Source organism: Reichenbachiella carrageenanivorans, from assembly GCF_025639805.1.
GTDB lineage: Bacteria > Bacteroidota > Bacteroidia > Cytophagales > Cyclobacteriaceae > Reichenbachiella > Reichenbachiella carrageenanivorans.
The window spans coordinates 673,084-693,525 of the sequence record NZ_CP106735.1; the positions used below are offsets into that span (position 1 = coordinate 673,084).

Annotated in this window: 14 protein-coding genes and 1 CRISPR repeat array (1 of these 15 only partly in view); of the genes, 7 read left to right on the forward strand and 7 right to left on the reverse strand. The window is 43.2% G+C overall.

Going from position 1 to position 20,442, the window contains the following annotated elements; translation table 11 throughout:
• Positions 1–8: 8 nt before the first annotated feature.
• Positions 9–812, forward strand: coding sequence for a hypothetical protein (locus N7E81_RS02445; RefSeq protein WP_263051694.1), 804 nt, complete (start codon positions 9–11; stop codon positions 810–812).
• A gap of 41 nt (positions 813–853) precedes the next feature.
• Positions 854–1,651, forward strand: a complete 798-nt coding sequence (locus tag N7E81_RS02450; RefSeq protein ID WP_263051695.1) for a hypothetical protein — start codon at positions 854–856, stop codon at positions 1,649–1,651.
• Positions 1,652–1,844: 193 nt separating this feature from the next.
• On the opposite strand, the gene N7E81_RS02455 is transcribed toward N7E81_RS02450, so the two are convergent.
• From N7E81_RS02455 to N7E81_RS02485, 7 genes are all read right to left on the reverse strand, one after another.
• Positions 1,845–3,533 (reverse strand): hypothetical protein, encoded by a 1,689-nt coding sequence (locus tag N7E81_RS02455; RefSeq protein WP_263051696.1) that lies wholly within the window; start codon positions 3,531–3,533, stop codon positions 1,845–1,847.
• Positions 3,534–3,546: 13 nt separating this feature from the next.
• Entirely contained in the window at positions 3,547–5,148 is a 1,602-nt protein-coding gene (locus tag N7E81_RS02460) for a Kelch repeat-containing protein (RefSeq protein ID WP_263051697.1), read from the reverse strand.
• A 56-nt stretch (positions 5,149–5,204) separates the two neighbouring features.
• The gene (locus N7E81_RS02465; protein ID WP_263051698.1) at positions 5,205–6,191 is read right to left on the reverse strand and encodes a hypothetical protein; all 987 of its coding nucleotides are present in this window, start codon (positions 6,189–6,191) and stop codon (positions 5,205–5,207) included.
• Positions 6,192–6,435: 244 nt separating this feature from the next.
• The gene (locus N7E81_RS02470; RefSeq protein ID WP_263051699.1) at positions 6,436–7,179 is read right to left on the reverse strand and encodes a LytR/AlgR family response regulator transcription factor; all 744 of its coding nucleotides are present in this window, start codon (positions 7,177–7,179) and stop codon (positions 6,436–6,438) included.
• Between the two features lie 296 nt (positions 7,180–7,475).
• Positions 7,476–9,410: a tetratricopeptide repeat-containing sensor histidine kinase gene (locus N7E81_RS02475; protein WP_263051700.1), complete on the reverse strand. Its 1,935-nt coding sequence runs from the start codon at positions 9,408–9,410 to the stop codon at positions 7,476–7,478.
• A gap of 190 nt (positions 9,411–9,600) precedes the next feature.
• The gene (locus N7E81_RS02480) at positions 9,601–9,780 is read right to left on the reverse strand and encodes a hypothetical protein (RefSeq protein WP_263051701.1); all 180 of its coding nucleotides are present in this window, start codon (positions 9,778–9,780) and stop codon (positions 9,601–9,603) included.
• A gap of 95 nt (positions 9,781–9,875) precedes the next feature.
• Complete coding sequence (locus N7E81_RS02485; RefSeq protein ID WP_263051702.1) at positions 9,876–13,091, reverse strand: caspase family protein; 3,216 nt, start codon at positions 13,089–13,091, stop codon at positions 9,876–9,878.
• A gap of 315 nt (positions 13,092–13,406) precedes the next feature.
• On the opposite strand from N7E81_RS02485, the gene cas9 reads away from it, so the two are divergent.
• The 5 genes from cas9 (at position 13,407) to cas2 (ending at position 19,834) form a co-directional block, all read left to right on the forward strand.
• A complete protein-coding gene (cas9, locus tag N7E81_RS02490) occupies positions 13,407–17,528 on the forward strand; it encodes a type II CRISPR RNA-guided endonuclease Cas9 (RefSeq protein ID WP_263051703.1) in 4,122 nt (1,373 codons plus the stop codon).
• An 81-nt stretch (positions 17,529–17,609) separates the two neighbouring features.
• Positions 17,610–17,966 carry a hypothetical protein gene (locus N7E81_RS02495; RefSeq protein ID WP_263051704.1) on the forward strand — a complete coding sequence of 119 codons (357 nt, stop codon included), beginning with the start codon at positions 17,610–17,612 and terminating at the stop codon, positions 17,964–17,966.
• 7 nt (positions 17,967–17,973) lie between these two features.
• Entirely contained in the window at positions 17,974–18,585 is a 612-nt protein-coding gene (locus tag N7E81_RS02500) for a transposase (protein WP_263051705.1), read from the forward strand.
• An 11-nt stretch (positions 18,586–18,596) separates the two neighbouring features.
• Positions 18,597–19,514, forward strand: a complete 918-nt coding sequence (gene cas1 / locus N7E81_RS02505; protein WP_263051706.1) for a type II CRISPR-associated endonuclease Cas1 — start codon at positions 18,597–18,599, stop codon at positions 19,512–19,514.
• Positions 19,496–19,834 (forward strand): CRISPR-associated endonuclease Cas2, encoded by a 339-nt coding sequence (gene cas2 / locus N7E81_RS02510; RefSeq protein ID WP_263051707.1) that lies wholly within the window; start codon positions 19,496–19,498, stop codon positions 19,832–19,834. The genes cas1 and cas2 overlap by 19 nt, the downstream gene beginning before the upstream one ends.
• 50 nt (positions 19,835–19,884) lie before the next feature.
• Positions 19,885–20,442: direct repeats of the CRISPR family, unit length 36 nt; unit sequence GCTGTTAAAAATACCAATTCGTTAGCCAATCACAAC; it runs 1,382 nt beyond the window's last position.

Genomic DNA, 20,442 nt, shown 5'->3' on the forward strand with positions numbered 1-20,442 from the left:
AAAAAATTATGAAAAACAAAATATTAGTAACCCTTGTCCTAGTCACTAGTGCATTGGTTTGGTCATGTGAAGACACCGCACTCACCTCAGACCTAGACAAGCTAGCCCAAAGATTAGATTCTTTAGAACTTTCGAGTACTGAAGCTTTGGACTCCCTCAGCAACGTGAATGGAAAACTCCTAGACTCACTAGCAGGCATTGCTCACGGTGTAGACTCTCTAGGAGAAGTTTCTCAGCATATACTAGACTCTATCAAAGCCCTAGATGGCTATGCGGGTCCACTCTTTTTGACTCTATCTGGGAGTGAAAACATCGATGAAGATGAAGACGTGACCTATGATGTAAGTAGAGCGTTTTCATTACAAACAGATGCTGGTGCCCTAAGTACTTCCATCATTAGATATGAGGACTCAGAGTCTCCAGAATCACCAATAGAGACTTTTTATGAGGTTAATGTATATCTAAAAAGAGGTAGCGCAAATAATTACTTTGAATCTGGAGGGTTCTTTCTATATCTTGATGAAGATGGTAATATACTTGAATTAGATGCTGGTGGTGAAATACAAGTAAGTTCGGAAACACTAGGTTCCTCTTTTTATGTTCGTTTCGAAGCAGACACCTACCTAGATGAGACTACAGGAGAATTGGATGGAAATATTACCATCAACACCTTCAGTATAGACTTAGAAACATTAGAGCTTAATATTGACTTTAGTTTTGCTTCTAATTCTGACAGTGAAAGTTTAGACACCTTTGCAGGAAGGTATTCTTTTCATGACACCCTTGTCTGGGGAACCTCAGGTGAAAGATAATTATCAATTCAATAATATTTTTTAAAAAATTCTCAAGAATTATGAAAAGCAAATTATTAATAACCCTTGTCCTAGTCACTAGTGCATTGGTTTGGTCATGTGAAGACACTGCGCTCACCTCAGACCTAGACGTACTAACGCAAAAATTAGATTCATTAGAACTTTCAAATACTGAAACGTTAGATTCACTCAACAGTGCAAACGGAGCGCTTCTAGACTCATTGGCGAGTGTATCTCATAGTTTAGACTCTCTAGGAGAAGTTTCTCAGCACTTATTAGACTCTATCAAAGCCCTAGATGGCTATGCAGGCCCACTCTTTTTGACTCTATCTGGGAGTAAAAACATCGATGAAGATGAAGACGTGACCTATGATGTAAGTAGAGCATTTTCATTACAGTCATATGCTGGTACTCTAAGTACTCTAATCACCAGATATGAGAATTCGGAGTCACCAGAAGCAGCAGTAGAAATTAGCTATGAAATTTATGTAGAGCTATATAGAGGTAGCGCAGAAAGTAATGAAAGTGGGGGGTTCTATCTAGAACTAGATGAAGATGGCAATATACTTGGATTAGGTACTGGTGGTAATATCCAAGTAAGTTCGGAAACACTTGGTTCCTCTTTTAATGTTTATTTTGAAGCAGACACCTCCCTAGATGAAGCTACTGGAGAATTGGATGGAAATGTCACTATCAACACCTTCAGTATAGACTTAGAAACACTAGAGCTTAATATTGACTTTAGTTTTACTTCTGATTCTGACGGTGAAAGTTCAGACACCTTTGCAGGAAGGTATTCTTTTCATGACACCCTCGTATGGGGAGAGATCCCATTCTAATTACTTTTTTTAGATCTCACAACATTAGATATATCAAAAAGGCTCCAATTGGAGCCTTTTTTGTTTTCATCGATACCCCCAATTGTGAAATTAGGAGAAACACAAAGCCTATTTAAAACAAGCAAAAAAGTCCAGCCGTTACCGACTGGACCATATCAACCAAACTATCAAATTGGTTTCTCACAACTACCCTTTACTTATCATCATATCTCATCACCGTGGTTTTATTTATATTTTCGGCATCATCGCGGTAGACCACATAGGGGATGTCGTTGTCCACCACCAGATCGAGGTGATTCACATTGCCATTAGAAAACCCTGCCGTACCTACTGCGGACCAGACACTGCCACTATACTGCATCAGTGTGGCTTTGCCTCCCTTATTGCTATCTCTCATGGCTACCACTATTTTGTCGTCTAGGATACCCAAAGTCTGATACTGTCCGTCGGCTTGAGTGAAGCCTGCCGTGCCCACCACCGACCAAGCGCTGTTGTCGTATTTCATCACCGTGGTTTTGCCCGCTTCGTCATTGTCCGAATAGGCGATGTACGGCACCGTTCCGTCGAACAGCAGATGTACATAAGTAGTCGATCCCGAGCTGATCCCAGCCGTGCCTACGATCTCCCAAGCACCATTTACGAATTTCATCACGGTGGCTTTGGAGGCATTGGCACCATCCTCGAAGGCGATGTATGGCACGCCACTGGCAAACTTGAGCGTGACATAGTCGGTAGCCCCAGCCGTAAAACCTGCCGTACCCACTTGTACCCAATTCGTACCGTCAAACTTCATCACAGAAGCTTTTTCACTACGGCTCCAATCTTTGAAAGCGATATATGGCACACCATTGTCGAACACCAAGCTCTGACTTTCGGAGGTGAAGGAGACTGCAGTGGCACGGGCGCTTATCGTTCGGGCAAAACCCTTGGTACCCACCACCTGCCAGCTACCCGATTCGTATTTCATCACCGTGGTTTTTCTGTTGTTTACATCATCGCGATAGGCCACATAAGGCACATCTCCATTGAATGCCAAGCTTTGAAAGGTGGCATAGCCCTGCGAAAAACCAGCTGTACCTACTACCTGCCATTGGTCATCCTCGTATTTCATCACCGTGGTTTTGTTGCCATTGGCTTCGTCGCGATAGGCTACATAGGGAATACCGTTGTGTACGGCTATGCTCTGATCGTGCGCTTTGCCAGCAGAGAACCCTGCTGCGCCAATGACTTGCCAGCTTGGTGCCACATCCCTGAGCGTGATCGTGATTTCGCTTTCGCTAAACACCTCTCCCACCGAAACTTTGACCGTAGCGGTCACTTCGGTACGCGCCTCGTAGTCAAACAGCGACTTGTCTTTGACAGAAACCTCACCTGCGGCATTGATCGCCAATGCACCAGCTGGCTCTTGCGCCGAAAACGTAAATGATGCTGTACTGCCATTGGCCTTGCTCACCAGCTGACCGAGCACAAAATCATTGGCTGGGTTTTCGTCTACTATGACAACCAGATCCTCTGAGGTCACTCCCGACACCGTGATGGTGAGGTTGACCTCTTCGCTGACCTCGCCATTGATGACAGTGACCACCCCAGTGATCGATGGATTGATTTCGAAATCGAAAACCGAAGGATCACCTACGGAGAGCACACCCGAGGTTTCGTCCAGTGCAATCGCTCCAGAGATACTTTCTGATTTGATGTCAAATGTCAGCTCTCCTAAGGTCGTCGATGCCTGTATGGTACCGATCACATCCCCAGCCTTTGCGCCGCTATACACTGTGGCGGCAAAATCTTCTACAGTCACTTCGCCCATTTCCTTGAGGGCGTCTTCGCTGCACGATGCCATTCCCAGCACCATGAGCATGAGTATTATTTTAGTTTTCATCTTTTGTTCTTATTCAATCTTTTGTCCAAATGTCATTTTTATAATCACTCGCTGACATGCTGTAGCCAGCGATCACCCAGATGTTGTCGTTGAACACAACAGCTTCGTGTCTATACCTCGTTGAGAAATGAGCTCCAGTGATATTGCCCTCTTTCACCCAAGTGGTACCGTCCGTACTGTGCCAAACATCATTCTGATCGGTGCTCCCTTCTCGTCCGCCGATCAACCAAAGTTTGTCGTCGAATGAAAGCATTCTGTGCCCTGCTCTACCTGTAAAATGCGTGCCTACAGCCGTCTTTTGGGCCCAGGTGGTACCATCAGGAGAGGACCATATGTCGTCGAGGTAATCTCCATTGTCGTCGTACCCACCTACAAGCCACATTTCGTCATCGAAGACCACGAGCTCATGCTCGGTACGTTCCGAAAACACAGTAACTACACTTTCGCTGCGAACGGCAGAACCTGGCGCTTTGCCAAACCAAGAGATGCCATCGGTACTAGAATAGATGTCGTTCAAATAGTTTCCATTGCTCTCTCCTCCGATCAGCCACATGGCATCATCAAACACGACTACCTGATGGTTGGACCGTTTGGAAAACCGGAAGGATTTGGCTTGGGTTCTGCCCGCTACGAGTGCATTAGAAGTAGAAGCCAGTACTTGAGTCCAAGTGGCTCCATCGGTGCTCGACCATACGTCGTCTTGAGCACCGTCGTCGTCGCTCCCTCCGATCACCCACAGTTTGCCATCGAATACGACGACTTGATGTTGGTTTCTCGCAGAGAAATGTGTGCCTACTATTGTCTTTTGCTGCCAAGCGACCCCATCGGTGCTATACCACACTTCGTCGTATAGATTGTCTTCATCTCCACCACCGATCACCCACAATTTGTCATCAAAAACCACCGCCTGATGCAACTGTCGAGCAGAAAACTGAGTTCCGGAAACGGAAGCCTGATCAAATAGCACATTGTTGAGCGTGATAGAGACATTGGCTGTAGCCGAACTAGTACCACTAGTCACCTGCACCACAGCGGTCAATTCAGTCGTCAGCTCATAGTCGAACATAGCTGGATCGCCGATGGTCAGCTGGCCTGTAACTGCATCGATGGCCAAGGCACCCGTTTGCGACTGGCTGCTAATGGCATAACCCAATGCTCCTTCGTCGCCAGTGGCGTCGATCGTACCGAGCACGGCATCTGCTTCACCGTTTTCGTCGGTGGTGAGCGTAAAATCCTCCGCCGTGACTACCGCCTCTACGTCCAGTAGCGTGACGGTGACGGTGGCTTCGTCGCTCACCTCACCGATAGTCCCTGAGATGACTGCCGTCAGGGTAGGGTTGGTTTCGAAATCGAACAAAGTAGCGTCTGCCACTGTGAGACTGCCCGTGGCAATATCCAATGCAAAAGCTCCCTCTGGTGACTGAGAGGTAATTTCAAAATCGACGGCTCCTCCTGTGACCTCTTTTTCAATAGACCCGAGTACTTGACCAGGAGTAGGATTTTCTTCTATTGTGATCGCAAAATCTGTAAGATCGACTGTACCGTCGATGAGATCGTCCTCTTTGCAGGCCATGACACATAGGGCCAATAGCGTGATATAAATGATTGACTTCATAATTCGTTTCTTTATAAGTTTAGCCTGCATTATGCAGGTTTAAATAGCTGATTGATTTAGTCTTCGGATACGGACGCTGACGCTGCAAAATCCCTGATCGCTCTGACTTTCTTGCTGTTAGATTTTAAGATGGCAATCTGAGTGAGGTCTGAATACCCTGCATATGCCGCAGATCCTCCCGAGTCTCTACATCGCTGAGTAGACGACCAATAGCCACTCGTCTCTTGGGGTATCTTAGTAAGAAAGGCCATGAGCTCATCAATGCTCGGCAGGTACCAATCGTCGTAGTCGCCCACCACCAATGAAGTACATGCCAAAGCAGCTGGTGAAAACTCGCACAACGACAATATTTCTCTCGTGTTTGAATTTCCAGCGCCCATACTCTGTCCTGTAGCCATGCATTCATAAAAAGTAGGAATTCCTGGAATAGCTATAGTTTCTTGTAGATTATAAGAGTTGCATCCCCATGTGGTACTGCTACTATGATCATTAGGAGCAGCTACTTTGCCGTCGCCCGTATCGAGATCGAGATAGAAGATCAATCCGCCAGCGTAGGTTTTGCCATAAAGCTCGTCTAGGAGCGTATTGTCCGAAGTATAAATTTCGAAGGGTGTTTCTCCTTCATCCAATCGCTCTTGCACAGATAATAGTTCTGTAAGATCTGATACTGTAATGGTGACATCCACGGTATCCTTGGCTTCTCCACTCGTGCCAGTCACTCTAGCAGTAAGCGACGTGTTGATTTCAAAATCAAACAAAGCCGAATCGGCTACAGTTAATACCCCCGAAGTACTGTTGAGTGCCAGTGCTCCTTCTGGTGATTGAGATAGAATAGAAAAAGTGATATCCCCTTCCGATGTAGTGCCAGATAGCGTTCCCAGCACAGCTCCATTCTCAGGATTCTCAGGAATAGTCGTTGAAAAATCGGTTAACGCTATTGTGATTCCCTGTCCTTCTTGCTCCTCTACTATTTCTTTGAGTGCATCATCGCTACAGCCTACCAATACCAGCACCCATAGCCACACATAAATTTTTGTCTTCATTTCTTTCTTTTCTTTTGGTTTAAAAAAAAAGGCCTGAACACCCTTATGTCTGTGCTTTTATTCAACGCACAAGACAACAGGTATTGGCCTTTATTCTCATTATTAATACCAAAAGTAGATCGATGAAAAATGCCCTAAAGGTGTGGATGAGTATTCGAACCCATTCACCGAATATTCGTAATTATTAACTTATAATTCGCTAAATATTATGGGCAATATGTTGGAGAAATTGCTGGACGAAGGCCTAAAAATCTGCCAAAGCAGACATGAGCGCATCTTTTTTTCGTACAGCTACGGGCAGTGTACTCCCATCTTTCATGTAGATCATACCGCCTTCTTTTTTCTCATAGCGGTCGAATTGATGGAGGTTGATCAGATGCGACTGATGGGCTCTAAAAAAAGATTGTCCTTTTAAAAGCTGGTCAAATTCTTTGAGTGTTCGGGATACCATGATCATCCGCCCATCTATCAAATAAAACTTCGTGTAATTAGTCTCTGATTCGCAGCGGATGATATCCGTCACATCCACCAGATAGACCGTTTCAGCATCTTTAAGTACGATCTTTTGATTGGCACAAGAAGATTGTTGGTTTTGCACCAGATTGGCTACTCTCAAATTCTGATCTTGTGCGTCAAAAGCTTGCTGAGCCTTTGCTATAGCCTTGCTCAATTCATCTGGATCTACGGGTTTGAGCAGGTAGTCTATCGCACTGTATTTGAAGGCCTTGATTGCGTATTCGTTGTGACCCGTCACAAAGATAAGTTTGAAATCTAAGGTTCCATACATAGCGAGCAAATCGAACCCTGTTCCATCGTTCATCTCTACATCGAGTAGTACCAAGTCTGGTTTGTTCGCTCTGATACAGGCCAAGCCCTCTTGTACACCACTGGCTTCTCCCACGATTTTCAGGTCGGGAGCGTAAATGTTGATCAGGATATTTAAGTTTTCCCGAACGGTAGCATCATTATCTATCAGTACTATTCGCATAAGTTTGTTTAGGTATTTTGGAGCATCAAAAATGCACCAATCCATCTTAAAAATAAGTCAATTACTTTTAAATCACTCCACTTATATTATTACAAGCGTATCAATATAGGATGCTTTGCTGAATGACGACTAGTGCACTTAGGGGTTTGTCAGGCTGGTATAAAACGACTCTCCTGACCAAACCTTTAGTGCTTGCAGGAGCATTTCAACAGTAGAATTTTTTTGTAACTGAAACCAGATTTGCCCCATTTCAACACGCTGTATCCCAAACAATTTGAGTCTACCTAAGTGGATCATTAGACGTACCTAAAAGGAACTTTCAGATCGACCTTAGCACCCAAAACCTGTCCTTTTTCATTTTCAACATTAGCGAGTACAAGGCTTATTTTCTTTTTCAATGTTTTGTTGAATACCGCCATGCGCTCCTGTATGATGGTGGTGGAGAGCGAAACATGATCCTTAACTTCGCTACTGGATTGGGTATAGCCGCCTCCATTGTCTTTGATCACAATCGAGATATACTCTCCCTCTTTCTCAAAATACAGTTCTATTTTTCCTTTTCCTCCTGCCGGAGCAATGCCATGCTCAATCGCATTTTCTACAAAAGGCTGAACAAACATGGGTGGGATGGTGTCTACTTCTGGGTCGATCAAGTCTGAAATGTGCACTTCATAGTCAAAACTATCATTAAGACGCATTTTATGCACATCCATAAAGTTGGTCAGCATGGCCAGCTCATCCTCCAAAAGGATGAACTCTCTTCGTGAGTTTTCTAGCGTCTCGCGCATGAGTTTGGAGAATTTGGACAAATAAGTGACTGCCAGATCCGACTGATTTTTGAGCATGAAATTTTGTACGGCCAAGAGGGCATTGGAAATAAAATGCGGGTTGAGCTGCGATCTCAGGAATCGCTGTTCCAGTTCCATCTGATTCTGCTGACTCTTGAGCGTTTTCTGGCGGTTGGCAAAAAACACAAATCCAGCGATCAACAAGACCAACACACTCCCTATCAGGATCGTTAGGTTTTTTTGCTCTAGTTCCAGCGTTTGAATGATCGCCTGCTGAGAAAGAGAGGCTATTTCCGTTTCCTTTTTCTCGGTTTCGTATTTGGTTTCTAGTTCCGCAACAATCTGTTTTTTCTCTTTGCCTTCTAACTCTTCTTTAAGGGCAATAAATTTTCTTGCATTTTCATATGCACTCTTGTTCTTACCCAATTGATTCTGTATTGCTCCTAGTTTTTCATAGGCCAAACCTATTTCGTCCTTAGCTTGAATACTTTGGGCTAATTCCAAATTTGAATGAGCAATTAATTCTGCCTCTTGGTATTGCTCCAGCTGAATAAGTAAATGAACTTCCCTATTCCGAACCCTCAGGTACTCCAACTTATAACCTAATTCATTATAGTATTCACCAATCTGACGTTCCAATTCCAACGATTCTCTAAACTTCCCTTGATTCAGATAAACAGTCGCTTGAATGCTCTTGCCTTTAAAAACCCCGAATGAGGATCTCAATCTTTCCCCATATCTGATAGTAGTATCGGCATAGAGCAAAGCCAACGAATCCTTTCTAGCTTTCACATATATTTCTGCTAGTTGATAGGCACTTTGCATTTTTACTACAGGAAAATTATTTTCTAAGGCGCTTCTATAAGATTTTTCTGCGTACTCCTCGGATTTATCTGTATTACCCAAGTGCGCATAAACTCCAGCTATATTTAAGTAGGATATAGCTATTCCTCTTTGATCTTCCAACTTCTCCTCCATCTTGAGCCCATTCAATTGTGCCTCAAGTGCGAGATCATACTCGCTAAGCTTTAGATGACAGTTTCCCAAATTGTTAAAAATATTTGCCCTATCACGAGGTGAAAGGTTGTCCAATGAATCGAGTAAAACCAAATAAACATTGATGGCTTTATCTGTTTCATCCTTAATTGAGAAATGCCTAGCCTTCATCACTTGGCCATCAATAAATGCTCTCAAGTAACCTTTTTCTTTGTAAAAAGATAGCAATCTATCCGCCAATAGATCCAGTGAGTCTATATCTGTACGAGCATACTCTTTAGATTTCTCCACTATGTTTTTCACCCAAACTGAATCGGATTCCTGATCGTCTTTTATAGACTTATTTTCTGTTTGGCTGGTACATGCAGGAAATATAAAAATCAATAAAATTGTTATATGACCTAGCCAAATACCATTGATGAGGTACACGCAAAAAGATCGGAGCATAGATTTTGGTTTCAAGTAGAGAGGCCAATGATATCGCTTGTTCAATGACTATGGAAATAATTAACAAGAAAAATTGCCCCTAGATTAAATCATTGGATATAGAGATATGGTTTCAAACCACACGATTACATAAAAAAGCGAGACCAATAGGCCTCGCTTTTTATGATCTATTATGGATGTCTAGTCTGGATTAATACAAATGCCACCAATCTTTTAGATTGGCATCTGACTGCTGTTTTTCAGCCAATGGCCACTCAAAAGGGTTAACTGCATTGTCAAGAGATTTTGGTTCGATGACTTCTTCTTCCATGCAGCCAACAAGGAAGCTTAGCACCCATACCACTGCAAAGGTTTTGATTAGGTTTTTCATAATATACAATTTGGTTCAATTCAAAAATACCAAATTTATAAAACAGAGAAACCTATAGATCTGAATAAACTAAATTTCAAATTTATTGAGCCTATCTACTCCAGCACCACTGGAAAATCCTGACCACGAGAATAAGTGACCGGATACTGAGGCTTGCCCTTATACTGCGTAGAATACTCGGGCACTTGCGAATCTATATAAGCCTTGAGCTCATAGATGGTCACTTTACCATCTTTGGGCGCACCGTCGGCTTTGCCGCTCAGCGCTTCGAGTAGCACGTAGGTGAAGAGCCCATGCCCCAGCTCGGCAAACTCCGTAGCATACTGCTCGCTGCCAGAGGCCGCCAGCACATGAACCCCCGAACTGCGGGACAATTGTGCCATGGCTTTTTCTTCGCTTGCACCACGTACAGCCAGCAGCTCCGTAGACCCGCCCGACTGGCAGGCATCCAACACCACCAGCTGTTTCAGTGCGCTGATGTTGGCAAATTTCTCCTGAATGACGGCAGCATCTATCGCCTCGTTGGTAAGCAAGTCGAAATCATACAATCTGATATTTTCCGTTGGGATAAAGTAGAAATTGCCCTCCACCATGCTCCCATGCCCCGCATAGTAAAAGAAAAACACATCCTGAGGCCGAGCCTTAGCAGCTATCTCATCGAGCATAGCCAGCATGTTTGCTTTCGTAGCCTCTTCGTTGAACAAGGAGTAGACTTCGGTTTTGTTAAACAACTTCTTGCCTTTGGTTTTCACCAATTTCAAAAAAGCCTCCGCATCTTCTAGCGCATAATTTAAGTCCAAGCTTGGGTTCTTGTATTTGTTGATCCCCACGGCCATCACATGGCAAGTAATATCCTCGTGAATACCCTCTGCAAAAATTTCTCGCTGTGCCAGTTCGGACTCGATCCGCCCCTCGCTAAAAGCCGAAATAGCAATCACATTCTTGCCTGGCACCAGCTGCACTGGATAATGATGAAAGACTGACTTGCCAGGCTTGGGTTTGACAGGCGCCATTCGATCTTGCCCAGGTAGACGCTTACCGTTATGTAGTATTTTTACTTCGTCTAAACCACCGCCCTCATCGGTGATTTTCACCATCACGTCTATTTCATTTTGGGTCAAGTGCTCGCCAGAAGTAGGTGAAATAATCTCCACGCGCGGTGGCGGTGAGTTTTTTAGCATGGTCTTGATGTTTTCGTTGAGCAAGCCTCCTGGTTTCAGCGATTTCCCCAAAATACCCGGCTGATAGAAATCCTCGAAAAACTGATCAAGAGAATAACTTTCCATACCGCGTACAAAAAAGATGTTTTGCTTGGCCTGTTCTGTGGCGTCAAAATACCCGTTTCTATTCGTCACCAGCCAATCGTTTTGATTGAGTAAAACGTGCGAAATAATTTCCTTGCCAGTAGCCACTTCCCAGATCCGCGTGGTGCCGTCCAGACTATGCGTGATTAGATGCTTGTCCGCATGGATAAATTGTGCAAAAAGAATAGCATCCGTGTGTCCTTCAAACGTACGAATAAGCTCGCCCGACTGTGCGTCCCAGATCCGAGCCACACGATCCGAGCCCGCCGTGACCACATACGCACCTCCCTGCGACCAAGAGGCCACATAGAGTTGCCCACCTAGTCGACCAAATTTCTGTACACTAAGACCAGAAGCCACATCCCAAATTTTGGCTCGCCCATCCCAACTGGCAGTCAAAGCCTGCCCATCTCTCACCTTCAGGTCCGCTACGATTTCGGTATGCCCAATCATGTGCTTGGCTGGCTCTCCACTGTCCAGTTCGATGAGTTTGAGCTCCTTGCCCAGCGACCCCACCATCAAGTAAAGGTCATTTTGCGCGAAAGCGAGCGCATATGGCGAATTTTGCTCCATACGGTAGGTTTGTATTTCTTTTCCGCTAGTAATGTCCCACAGTCGAGCACTCGAATCCCAGCTACCAGAGGCCAAGTATTTTCCATTTTGGCTGAGCGCCAATGCGAATACCAACTCACGGTGCCCCTTAAAATTTTTGAGTTCCTTGCCTGTAGCTACGTCCCACATTTTGATGGTTTTGTCTCCACTAGCAGTAAAAAAATACTGACCGTCTTTGGAAAACTCGAAAGTGATCACCCCATGTGTATGTCCATCAAAAGAGCGTACCACCCGTCCCTTGTCCATGTCCCAAAGTTGGACAGACGCCCCACGAGCCTTAGCCACCAGCTGCTCATCTGGCGATACCCGAATAGCCTCACGATAGCCGACATACCTGCTGATATTGAACTGCCAATAGGACTCTGGGTCGAGCCCCAAACCATTGTCGGCCGCATCGTTCAAAAATCCTTTGAACGACTGCTCTTGTTTCCCACTTTGCACATTCCAAATGCGAGTTACACGGTCGTTTGTGGCTACGGCCACATGCTTACCGTCAGGGCTGAGTGTAGCGGAATTGATCTCCGTCTCTGCTATCAAAATTTTGCGGATGAGTTGTCCAGATTTAGTCCAGAGCTTCACTGTATCTTCATCGGATACCAAAACAGTGTTACCCTTCATACCTACCGCATTGTAATCGTCCGCTTCCTTTTCGTAGGTTTTTATGATCTTGCCTGTTTTCCAATTCCACAACGTGACTGGCCCCCTGCGGCTCGCAGTGAGTAGTTCCGAAGATTTGTCCGTGAGCTGGATAAAACTCGGACACCCCCCACAAGAGCTCGGAATGATGTTACGCAAAGTATCTTCTGGCTGTGCAGAAGCTAGGTCATTGATGATCACTCTACCGTCGTCATTGCCCGTAATGAGTTTTTTATTATCCCCTACAAAAGCAACCTGAACCCCTACGCCTACACCAGTGGCCGCATCAGCTCTTACCTCTGTGATTTTTTCTCCAGTGGCTACGTCCCAGACATAAGCCTGCCTATCCCAACCACCGGAGGCCAGCTGTGTACCATCTGTATTGAATGCCAAGGAAGATACACGATTGTTGTGCCCTTTTATTTTGATCTTCACTTGCCCCGTAGCTACGTTCCAAATGATAATCGATTCGTCGGAGGATCCGCTAGCCATCCATTGCCCAGTAGGATCAAAGGCAATCGCATTGACAGAACTCAAGTGTCCTAAAAAAGTACGAATCTCTCGTCCAGTGGCTATTTGCCAAAGTTTGATACTATTGTCTCGGCTACCCGTAGCTAAGAATTTACCATCAGGAGTATAAGCCACTGTTCGCACTGCTGCCCGATGTCCGCGCTGAACTACGGTCTCCAAAGGATAGTCTTGGGCAAATGAGATCGCTACAGCATGTAGTAGCGCAAGAAGGGCAAGTAGTTTTTTCAAGAAACTGGGGTTTTAAAAAATTTTGGATAAAGATAAGCCAGCCCCGCATGTCCGTGGATATTTCTTGGATATTCTTGGACAATACGAGTGAAATAATAAGTGCTATTGGATGGGGTATAAGATTTTTTTATCTTCCTATTCCTGGTCGACTCGTCCGAGGCGACCTACAGCAGCAGATATAGGGAAAAATGATTGTTTGGGGGTATAAAAAAAGCCCCACGGAGTACGCAGGGCTAAGAAAAATCTTCGGCTTATAGCCTTATTGTGATATGTTAACAAATTGGTATTGACTAAAGTAGAGTAAATAATTGAGATATGAAAAAAACAATTGGAATTGATTTGGGAACAAATTCTATCGGCTGGGCCATTCGGGAAGAAAACCAACGACTCGAAAATCAAATCATCAACAAAGGAGTTCTGCTTTTCGATAAGGGAGTTGCCTCTGATAAAGGAAACGAATTTCCAAAAGTTCAGAAACGAACAGAAAGCAGAGGTAAAAGACGAAACTATCAAGCAGAGAAATATCGTAAACATCAACTCCTACAATATTTGATCGAACACGATATGTGTCCTCTACCCATGGATGAATTGGATCAGTGGATAAAATACAGAAAAGGGGAGAAAAGGCAATATCCACAGTCTATCAAATTCATTAACTGGCTCAGATTTGATTTTGACGGAGATGGTAAACCTGATTTTTATCTTTTGAACAAAGACAAATACGACAGCTATTATGCATTTCGAGCTCTAGCCATCGACGAGCAGTTTAAGGGTGTTTTTGATTCAAATCCTCACATTCTTGGTCGTGTCCTATATCAACTAGTACAAAGAAGAGGATTCAAAGGAAGAGACGAAGAAGAGGCGAAAACGATGCTGACTGGTTCTAAAAAGACAGGTACAGCTGGTCGTGATGAAATCGCATCTTACATTGACACACACAAATCACTAGGTGCTGCGCTGTATTACTACCAAAAAGACAAAGGGGTCACCACACGAATTCGTCAACGTTACAACCTTAGAAAAGATTATGAAAATGAGCTAGCGGAAATATGTCGCGTTCATGGGATCAATGAATCTGACCAAAAGAAACTCTGGAAATCCATCATTTGGCAAAGACCTCTCAGGACGCAAAAAGGATCGGTAGGGTTATGTACCTATGAGAAAAACAAAAGAAGAGTCAGCTTAAGTCACCCTCTTTACCAAGAATTTAAGACTTGGGTACTCATAAACAATCTAAAAATAATTGCCCCAGCAGGATTAGACCAATCTACTTACCTCAAAAATAACATCTATCCCCTATTCATAAGAAAATCAGATTTTGAAATCACTCACATTGTAAAACAGATAGAAAAAGACGGTGGGCGCATGGATTCCAAGTATGCTTCAACCAAACAACAGAAGACTAAAGTAGTTTCCCTAAGTAACTTCTATGATTTCGAACAACTATTTGGTTCAGACTGGAAGGGTGTCTTAAAATTCGAAACGAGCATACACGATAGACCTTCACAGCAAACCAAACAAGTAAAACCTGAATATACTATTGAAGATGTTTGGCATGTACTTAACACATTTGACGATAAAGAAAAACTGATCGAATTCGCTACCTACAAACTAAACTTAGATCAAAAAAGCGCGGTTCGATTCTCTGAAATCAGGCTTAATGGTGGTCATGCCACATTGAGTCTCTCGGCTGTCAAGAGAATCCTTCCATACCTCAAGCAAGGCATCCCATACAGCAGCGCAGTATATCTCGCCAATATGCCAAAAGTTTTAGGAAGTAACTCCGTATCAGCTGACCTTATCCAATTCTTTATTGATGAGGTATCTCTTATCAATGAAAAGGTAAGCGTTACTAAAACATTGAACCAAACAATCAATGGGTTAATCAAAGAACATCTAAACGATGATAATCGTTATTTTATTGACAACAACCGCGAATTGGACTCTGAAGAACATCAATTAATTGAAGACAAACTTTCAAATAATTTTGGAGTCAAGACATGGACAGATTTAGATGAAAAAATGAAAGAGCAATACAGCAGCTATGTTGCCGATCATTTTAAGAGTTTTCTACAAAAACGCATCACAGACAAAAAAGACATATTCCTACCTACTCCACGGTTTCACCAAGAATTGTTCAATGCACTACAAGAGAAATATGACATACCGGATGAAAACATAAAGCATCTCTGGCACCCCTCAGAACAAGAAAAATACAGCAATGCCAAATTGCACCACAAATTCAGCCTACATGGCAAAATACTGTTTATTGAAGAGGATCAAATAGAAAAATTCACTTCAAATAATCCAAATGCAGAAAATGAATTGATAGCACTCAAACTTTTGGGTAACCCAGAACCCATCAGTCAAGGATTCAAAAACCCAATGGCATTAAAAACCTTGTATCGTCTCAAACAACTGATCAATTATTTACTACAAACAGATCAAATAGACGAAGACACTAAAGTAGTCATCGAAATAGCGCGAGAGCTCAACGACAACAATATGCGAGCTGCCATTCGGAGATATCAAAATCAGAGAGAACGCGAGAACAAAAAATATGCAGCACAAATCGAAGAGATCAACCAAGAATGCGGAACCACTTTTGATCCAAATGACAAAAAACTCCTCAATAAAATACGGCTCTGGAACGAACAGAATAGACAGTGTCTCTATACAGGCACCACTATTGATCTCTGTGACCTACTCGATGGAAATAAATATGACTTTGAACACACAGTCCCTGCTAGCATGAGCTTTGATTCTGAGCTTAAAAACCTAACAATTGCCAACACCACATTTAACCGAAACGTGAAGAAAAAGCGGCTCCCATCTCAACTTGAAAACCATGAAGACATTCTGCAAAGAGTTTCTTCCATGAAAGAAAAAATTGAAAAATTAGAAAGAGACCTAAAGGATAATCTGAGATATACGAAAACTCTATCTGACAAACTAAAAAAAGACTTAGCTGTTCAAAATCGCCACTTGATCAAATTTGATCTCGACTACTGGAAGAAAAAATACGAATCGTTCACCATTGAAGAGTACAAGCCACAGTGGAGAAATAGTCAGCTCAGAGATACGCAAACAATGACCAAGTACGCCCTACCCTATTTAAAGACAGTATTTAGAAACGTTACGGTTCAAAAGGGTAGTGTTGTCAATGATTTTAAATACATATACAAAGTCCTGCTAGACGAAAAGAAAGACCGAAACAAACATGCACACCACGCACAAGATGCAGCTATTTTAACCTTAATACCTAATGCTTTCCACAGAGAAAAGGTTTTAGAACAATACAATCTAGCCAAAGAAGAATACCGCACATATCATACAAGCCCAATTGGATGGAATAATTTCAAAGCATCATATATCATTGATATAGAAGATGAAGTACTCGCCAATAATCTAGTCGATGACCGCACACTCACACAGACATACAAAAGAGTGAGAAAAAGAGGCCGGATAGTTAGAGATGAGAAGGGTCGATCGAAGTGGTCAACAGGCGACACGATCAGAGGTCAATTACACTCTGAGTCATTCTATGGTGCCATCAAACAACCATTAAAGGATGAAGATGGTAAAGTCCAATTTGACAAGAATGGTCATATGAAGCTAGAGGATGAGATCAAAATGGTCATCAAGCGCAACTTAAAATACAAAGTCAACCCTGATGATGATGGTTTTAAAACTTTAGACGAACTCGGTAAAGTAATGGTTGACAAAGTTCTTTTTGAAAAAATCAAGAAGCAAATAGGTAGCACCCCTTTCAGAGAAGCACTCGAAAAAGGAATATGGATGACAGATAGACAAAGCAATCCAGTAAATAAAATTAGGCATGTGAGGTGCTTTTTTAATGCTCTGAAACACACTTCTGCTCTGCCTATTCATGAGCACACTTACGCATCAAATAAATCATATAAAAATACCACATATTCAAAGAATAAAATGAATGCTTATTGCCTTTACTACGAAGGGGAATCAAAAGGAAAAATTGATAAGTCCATAGAGATCATCAGTCTATTAGAATTATCAAAACTAAATTTAACAAATTCGCAAGAGCTATACACCCTTCCATTATACCAATCAAAAGAGACCAAAAAGGGGACTTTGCCTTTGAAAAAGATTCTTAAGTCAGGAGATAAATTCTTGCTATACAAAAATCATAAACAAGAACTTCAAGAACTTAATGTAAAACAATTGTCTCAACGATTATATACAGCCTACGAATTTGAAGCAGATGGTAGAATCAAGCTAAGACATCACTTACTCGCTGGTGATTTGACGGTAGCCAAAAAGCAATACCCTGAAGCATCTGCATTGAATTTTGGCTCCTATACTCCACTTTATAGAATAAGTAAAGGAAATTGGAATTTTGCCATAGAAGGAATTGATTTCAATATTCAAATCGATGGTCAAATCGAATTCCTATTCTAATGTACTGTTCAAATCATCAAAATCGGAGAATAAACTAACCAAGAAACCCTTGGAGGGTTAACGCATCAGAAAAACATCACCATGAAACGATCGACTTTCATCAAAAACCTCATCAGTCTCTATCGCGCTAGTGCGCTGCCGATGGATGTGATCACGCAGTATCAAAAAATATATTTGCTGCAGTGTTTTGTGCGTGGTTTTCAGCAATCCAAAATTGTATTCAAAGAAAACATCGAAGTGGCTGAAGGCTGGGTCGAGTCCTTTTCAGAAAAAATCAACGATTCGATCATCAAGATCGAGGACGCCTTTGGCAAAGACAGCTATGTAGTAGCCAATATCGACGAACTAGCCCAGTCGCCAGAGCGAATCCAACGATTCGAAGAAATTCTGGGCCAGTCTGGCAACAAATTTTATGAAGTGATTTTCAAACCGTCCTAACCCACTCATGCAAGCCGAGACCTACTATCATATCTACCATCACGCCAATGGCGTAGAAAACCTATTTTGCTCCAGCGAAAACTACCGCTACTTTCTGAGGCAATGGATCAAATACATCGAACCAGTAGCCGACTCCTATGCTTATTGTTTGATGCCGAATCACTTTCATTTTTTGATTCGAACATTAGACGAAGCCCAAGTGTTAAAGTTTTTAAAAAGCAAAGACCCAACCCTCCAAGGGTTTGAAACCCTTGGAGGGTTTTCAAATGTAATGAGCAGGCAGTTTTCTCACCTCTTCAATAGCTACTCTCAGGCTTTCAATAAAATGTACAATCGTCGAGGCAGTTTATTCATTTCTAATTTCAAACAAAAAGAGATCGCCAACGATGCTTATCTCACGACCATCATCATGTATATCCATCGCAATCCCATCCACCATCACTTTCGTAAGTGCTTCGACGATTGGCCTCACTCCTCCTATCCATCTATCCTATCAAACAAGACCAGTCGTTTACGCAAACGAGAAGTACTCGATTGGTTTGGAGGCAAAGAAGCATTCGAGGACTTTCATACCAGTCAGCTCAACCTAGCCGATCACTCACTTTTCATAGACTACTAAACACCCTAATCATGATCAAACGAACTCTATACTTTGGCAATCCAGCCTACCTAAGCACCAAAGACCAACAATTGATCATTTCCTTTCCGGAACCGGAAAAAGAAAAAGTAACCATACCTATAGAAGACATCGGCGTGACCATATTGGATCATTATGGTGTCACGATCAGCCAAGCGGTCATCCATCGGCTGATGGAAAACAACGTAGCGCTGATCACCTGCGATGACAGGCACATGCCCACTGGGCTGCACATGAATCTATCCGGACATACGCTACAGCAAGAAAGATTTTCGGCGCAGCTATCTGCCAGCGAACCACTCAAAAAACGACTGTGGCAGCAAGTAATCAAAGCCAAAATCACCAACCAAGCGGCCCTGCTCGAAGCCATATGCACGGATCATGACAACTTGCTACGCTGGGCTGGCAAGGTGAAATCTGGTGACCCCGACAACTACGAAGCCAGAGCAGCGGCCTACTATTGGAAAAACCTATTCCGTGCACATACAGACACATTTAAACGGGGCAGGTACGAAGACGAGCCCAACAACATGCTCAACTACGGCTATGCCATCCTGAGAGCCATCACAGCCCGGTCGCTCGTAGGCTCTGGCTTGCTCCCCACCTTTGGCATCCACCATCACAACCGATACAATGCCTACTGCCTGGCCGATGACATCATGGAACCCTACCGCCCCATGGTAGACGAGCTCGTGCTCTCCATCATGGACATGGAGGATATCGACATCTACGAACTGTCTCCCGAGCTCAAACAACACCTGCTCCAACTGCCCGTGGTGGACGTGATGCTGGGCAAAGAAAGACGGCCGCTTATGATAGCCCTGCAGCAAACCACGGCCAGCCTGGCCGATTGCCTCCAGGGCAAGCGCGATCAACTCAAACTCCCCAGCAGATGCAAACCCAAGGCTTAAACCAATATCGGATCATGTGGGTACTCGTATTTTTTGATTTGCCAACGGAGACTAAAATAGACAGGAAAAGAGCGGCTGGATTTAGAAAAAAGCTACTCAAGGATGGGTTTAGCATGTTTCAGTTTTCGATCTACTTGCGACACTGCCCCAGTCGAGAAAATGCCAACGTACACATCAAGCGTGTAAAACTGAATCTACCGCCCGACGGGCATGTAGGAATCATGATCGTAACGGACAAACAATTCGGTATGATGGAATTATACTTTGGAAAAAAGGCCAAAAAACTACCAGATGTACCTCAGCAACTCTCTCTTTTTTAGCGCCATACTTACCGTAAAACACAACAGCACAGATAGTTATACCCACCTGTGCTGTTAAAAATACCAATTCGTTAGCCAATCACAACTACGACTATCACACACAGACCATTACCAATGCTGTTAAAAATACCAATTCGTTAGCCAATCACAACGGAACGAAAGCGCAGCGAAAGTGACATTCGCTGTTAAAAATACCAATTCGTTAGCCAATCACAACTTTACCACCGCCTAAATATTCAGCTCTTTGCTGTTAAAAATACCAATTCGTTAGCCAATCACAACCTTAATCCTTCGTAACTCTTCTTGTCATAGCTGTTAAAAATACCAATTCGTTAGCCAATCACAACGTTCATCTCATCTAATAGCCGTTGCTTATGGCTGTTAAAAATACCAATTCGTTAGCCAATCACAACGCCGAGGTGTTAGTAAGGTTAAAACCAACCGCTGTTAAAAATACCAATTCGTTAGCCAATCACAACCAAGGCGAAATCTAAATATATTTCAAAAAGGCTGTTAAAAATACCAATTCGTTAGCCAATCACAACAGGGAAGTACGGCACGAAGGGTCAAATTAAGCTGTTAAAAATACCAATTCGTTAGCCAATCAC

Bases quoted from the DNA above. Each gene is read 5' to 3' on its own strand.
- N7E81_RS02445 (WP_263051694.1), top strand. From the start codon at position 9: ATGAAAAACAAAATATTAGTAACCCTTGTCCTAGTCACTAGTGCATTG.
- N7E81_RS02450 (WP_263051695.1), top strand. From the start codon at position 854: ATGAAAAGCAAATTATTAATAACCCTTGTCCTAGTCACTAGTGCATTG.
- N7E81_RS02455 (WP_263051696.1), bottom strand. From the start codon at position 3,533: ATGAAAACTAAAATAATACTCATGCTCATGGTGCTGGGAATGGCATCG.
- N7E81_RS02460 (WP_263051697.1), bottom strand. From the start codon at position 5,148: ATGAAGTCAATCATTTATATCACGCTATTGGCCCTATGTGTCATGGCC.
- N7E81_RS02465 (WP_263051698.1), bottom strand. From the start codon at position 6,191: ATGAAGACAAAAATTTATGTGTGGCTATGGGTGCTGGTATTGGTAGGC.
- N7E81_RS02470 (WP_263051699.1), bottom strand. From the start codon at position 7,179: ATGCGAATAGTACTGATAGATAATGATGCTACCGTTCGGGAAAACTTA.
- N7E81_RS02475 (WP_263051700.1), bottom strand. From the start codon at position 9,410: ATGCTCCGATCTTTTTGCGTGTACCTCATCAATGGTATTTGGCTAGGT.
- N7E81_RS02480 (WP_263051701.1), bottom strand. From the start codon at position 9,780: ATGAAAAACCTAATCAAAACCTTTGCAGTGGTATGGGTGCTAAGCTTC.
- cas9 (WP_263051703.1), top strand. From the start codon at position 13,407: ATGAAAAAAACAATTGGAATTGATTTGGGAACAAATTCTATCGGCTGG.
- N7E81_RS02495 (WP_263051704.1), top strand. From the start codon at position 17,610: ATGAAACGATCGACTTTCATCAAAAACCTCATCAGTCTCTATCGCGCT.
- N7E81_RS02500 (WP_263051705.1), top strand. From the start codon at position 17,974: ATGCAAGCCGAGACCTACTATCATATCTACCATCACGCCAATGGCGTA.
- cas1 (WP_263051706.1), top strand. From the start codon at position 18,597: ATGATCAAACGAACTCTATACTTTGGCAATCCAGCCTACCTAAGCACC.
- cas2 (WP_263051707.1), top strand. From the start codon at position 19,496: ATGCAAACCCAAGGCTTAAACCAATATCGGATCATGTGGGTACTCGTA.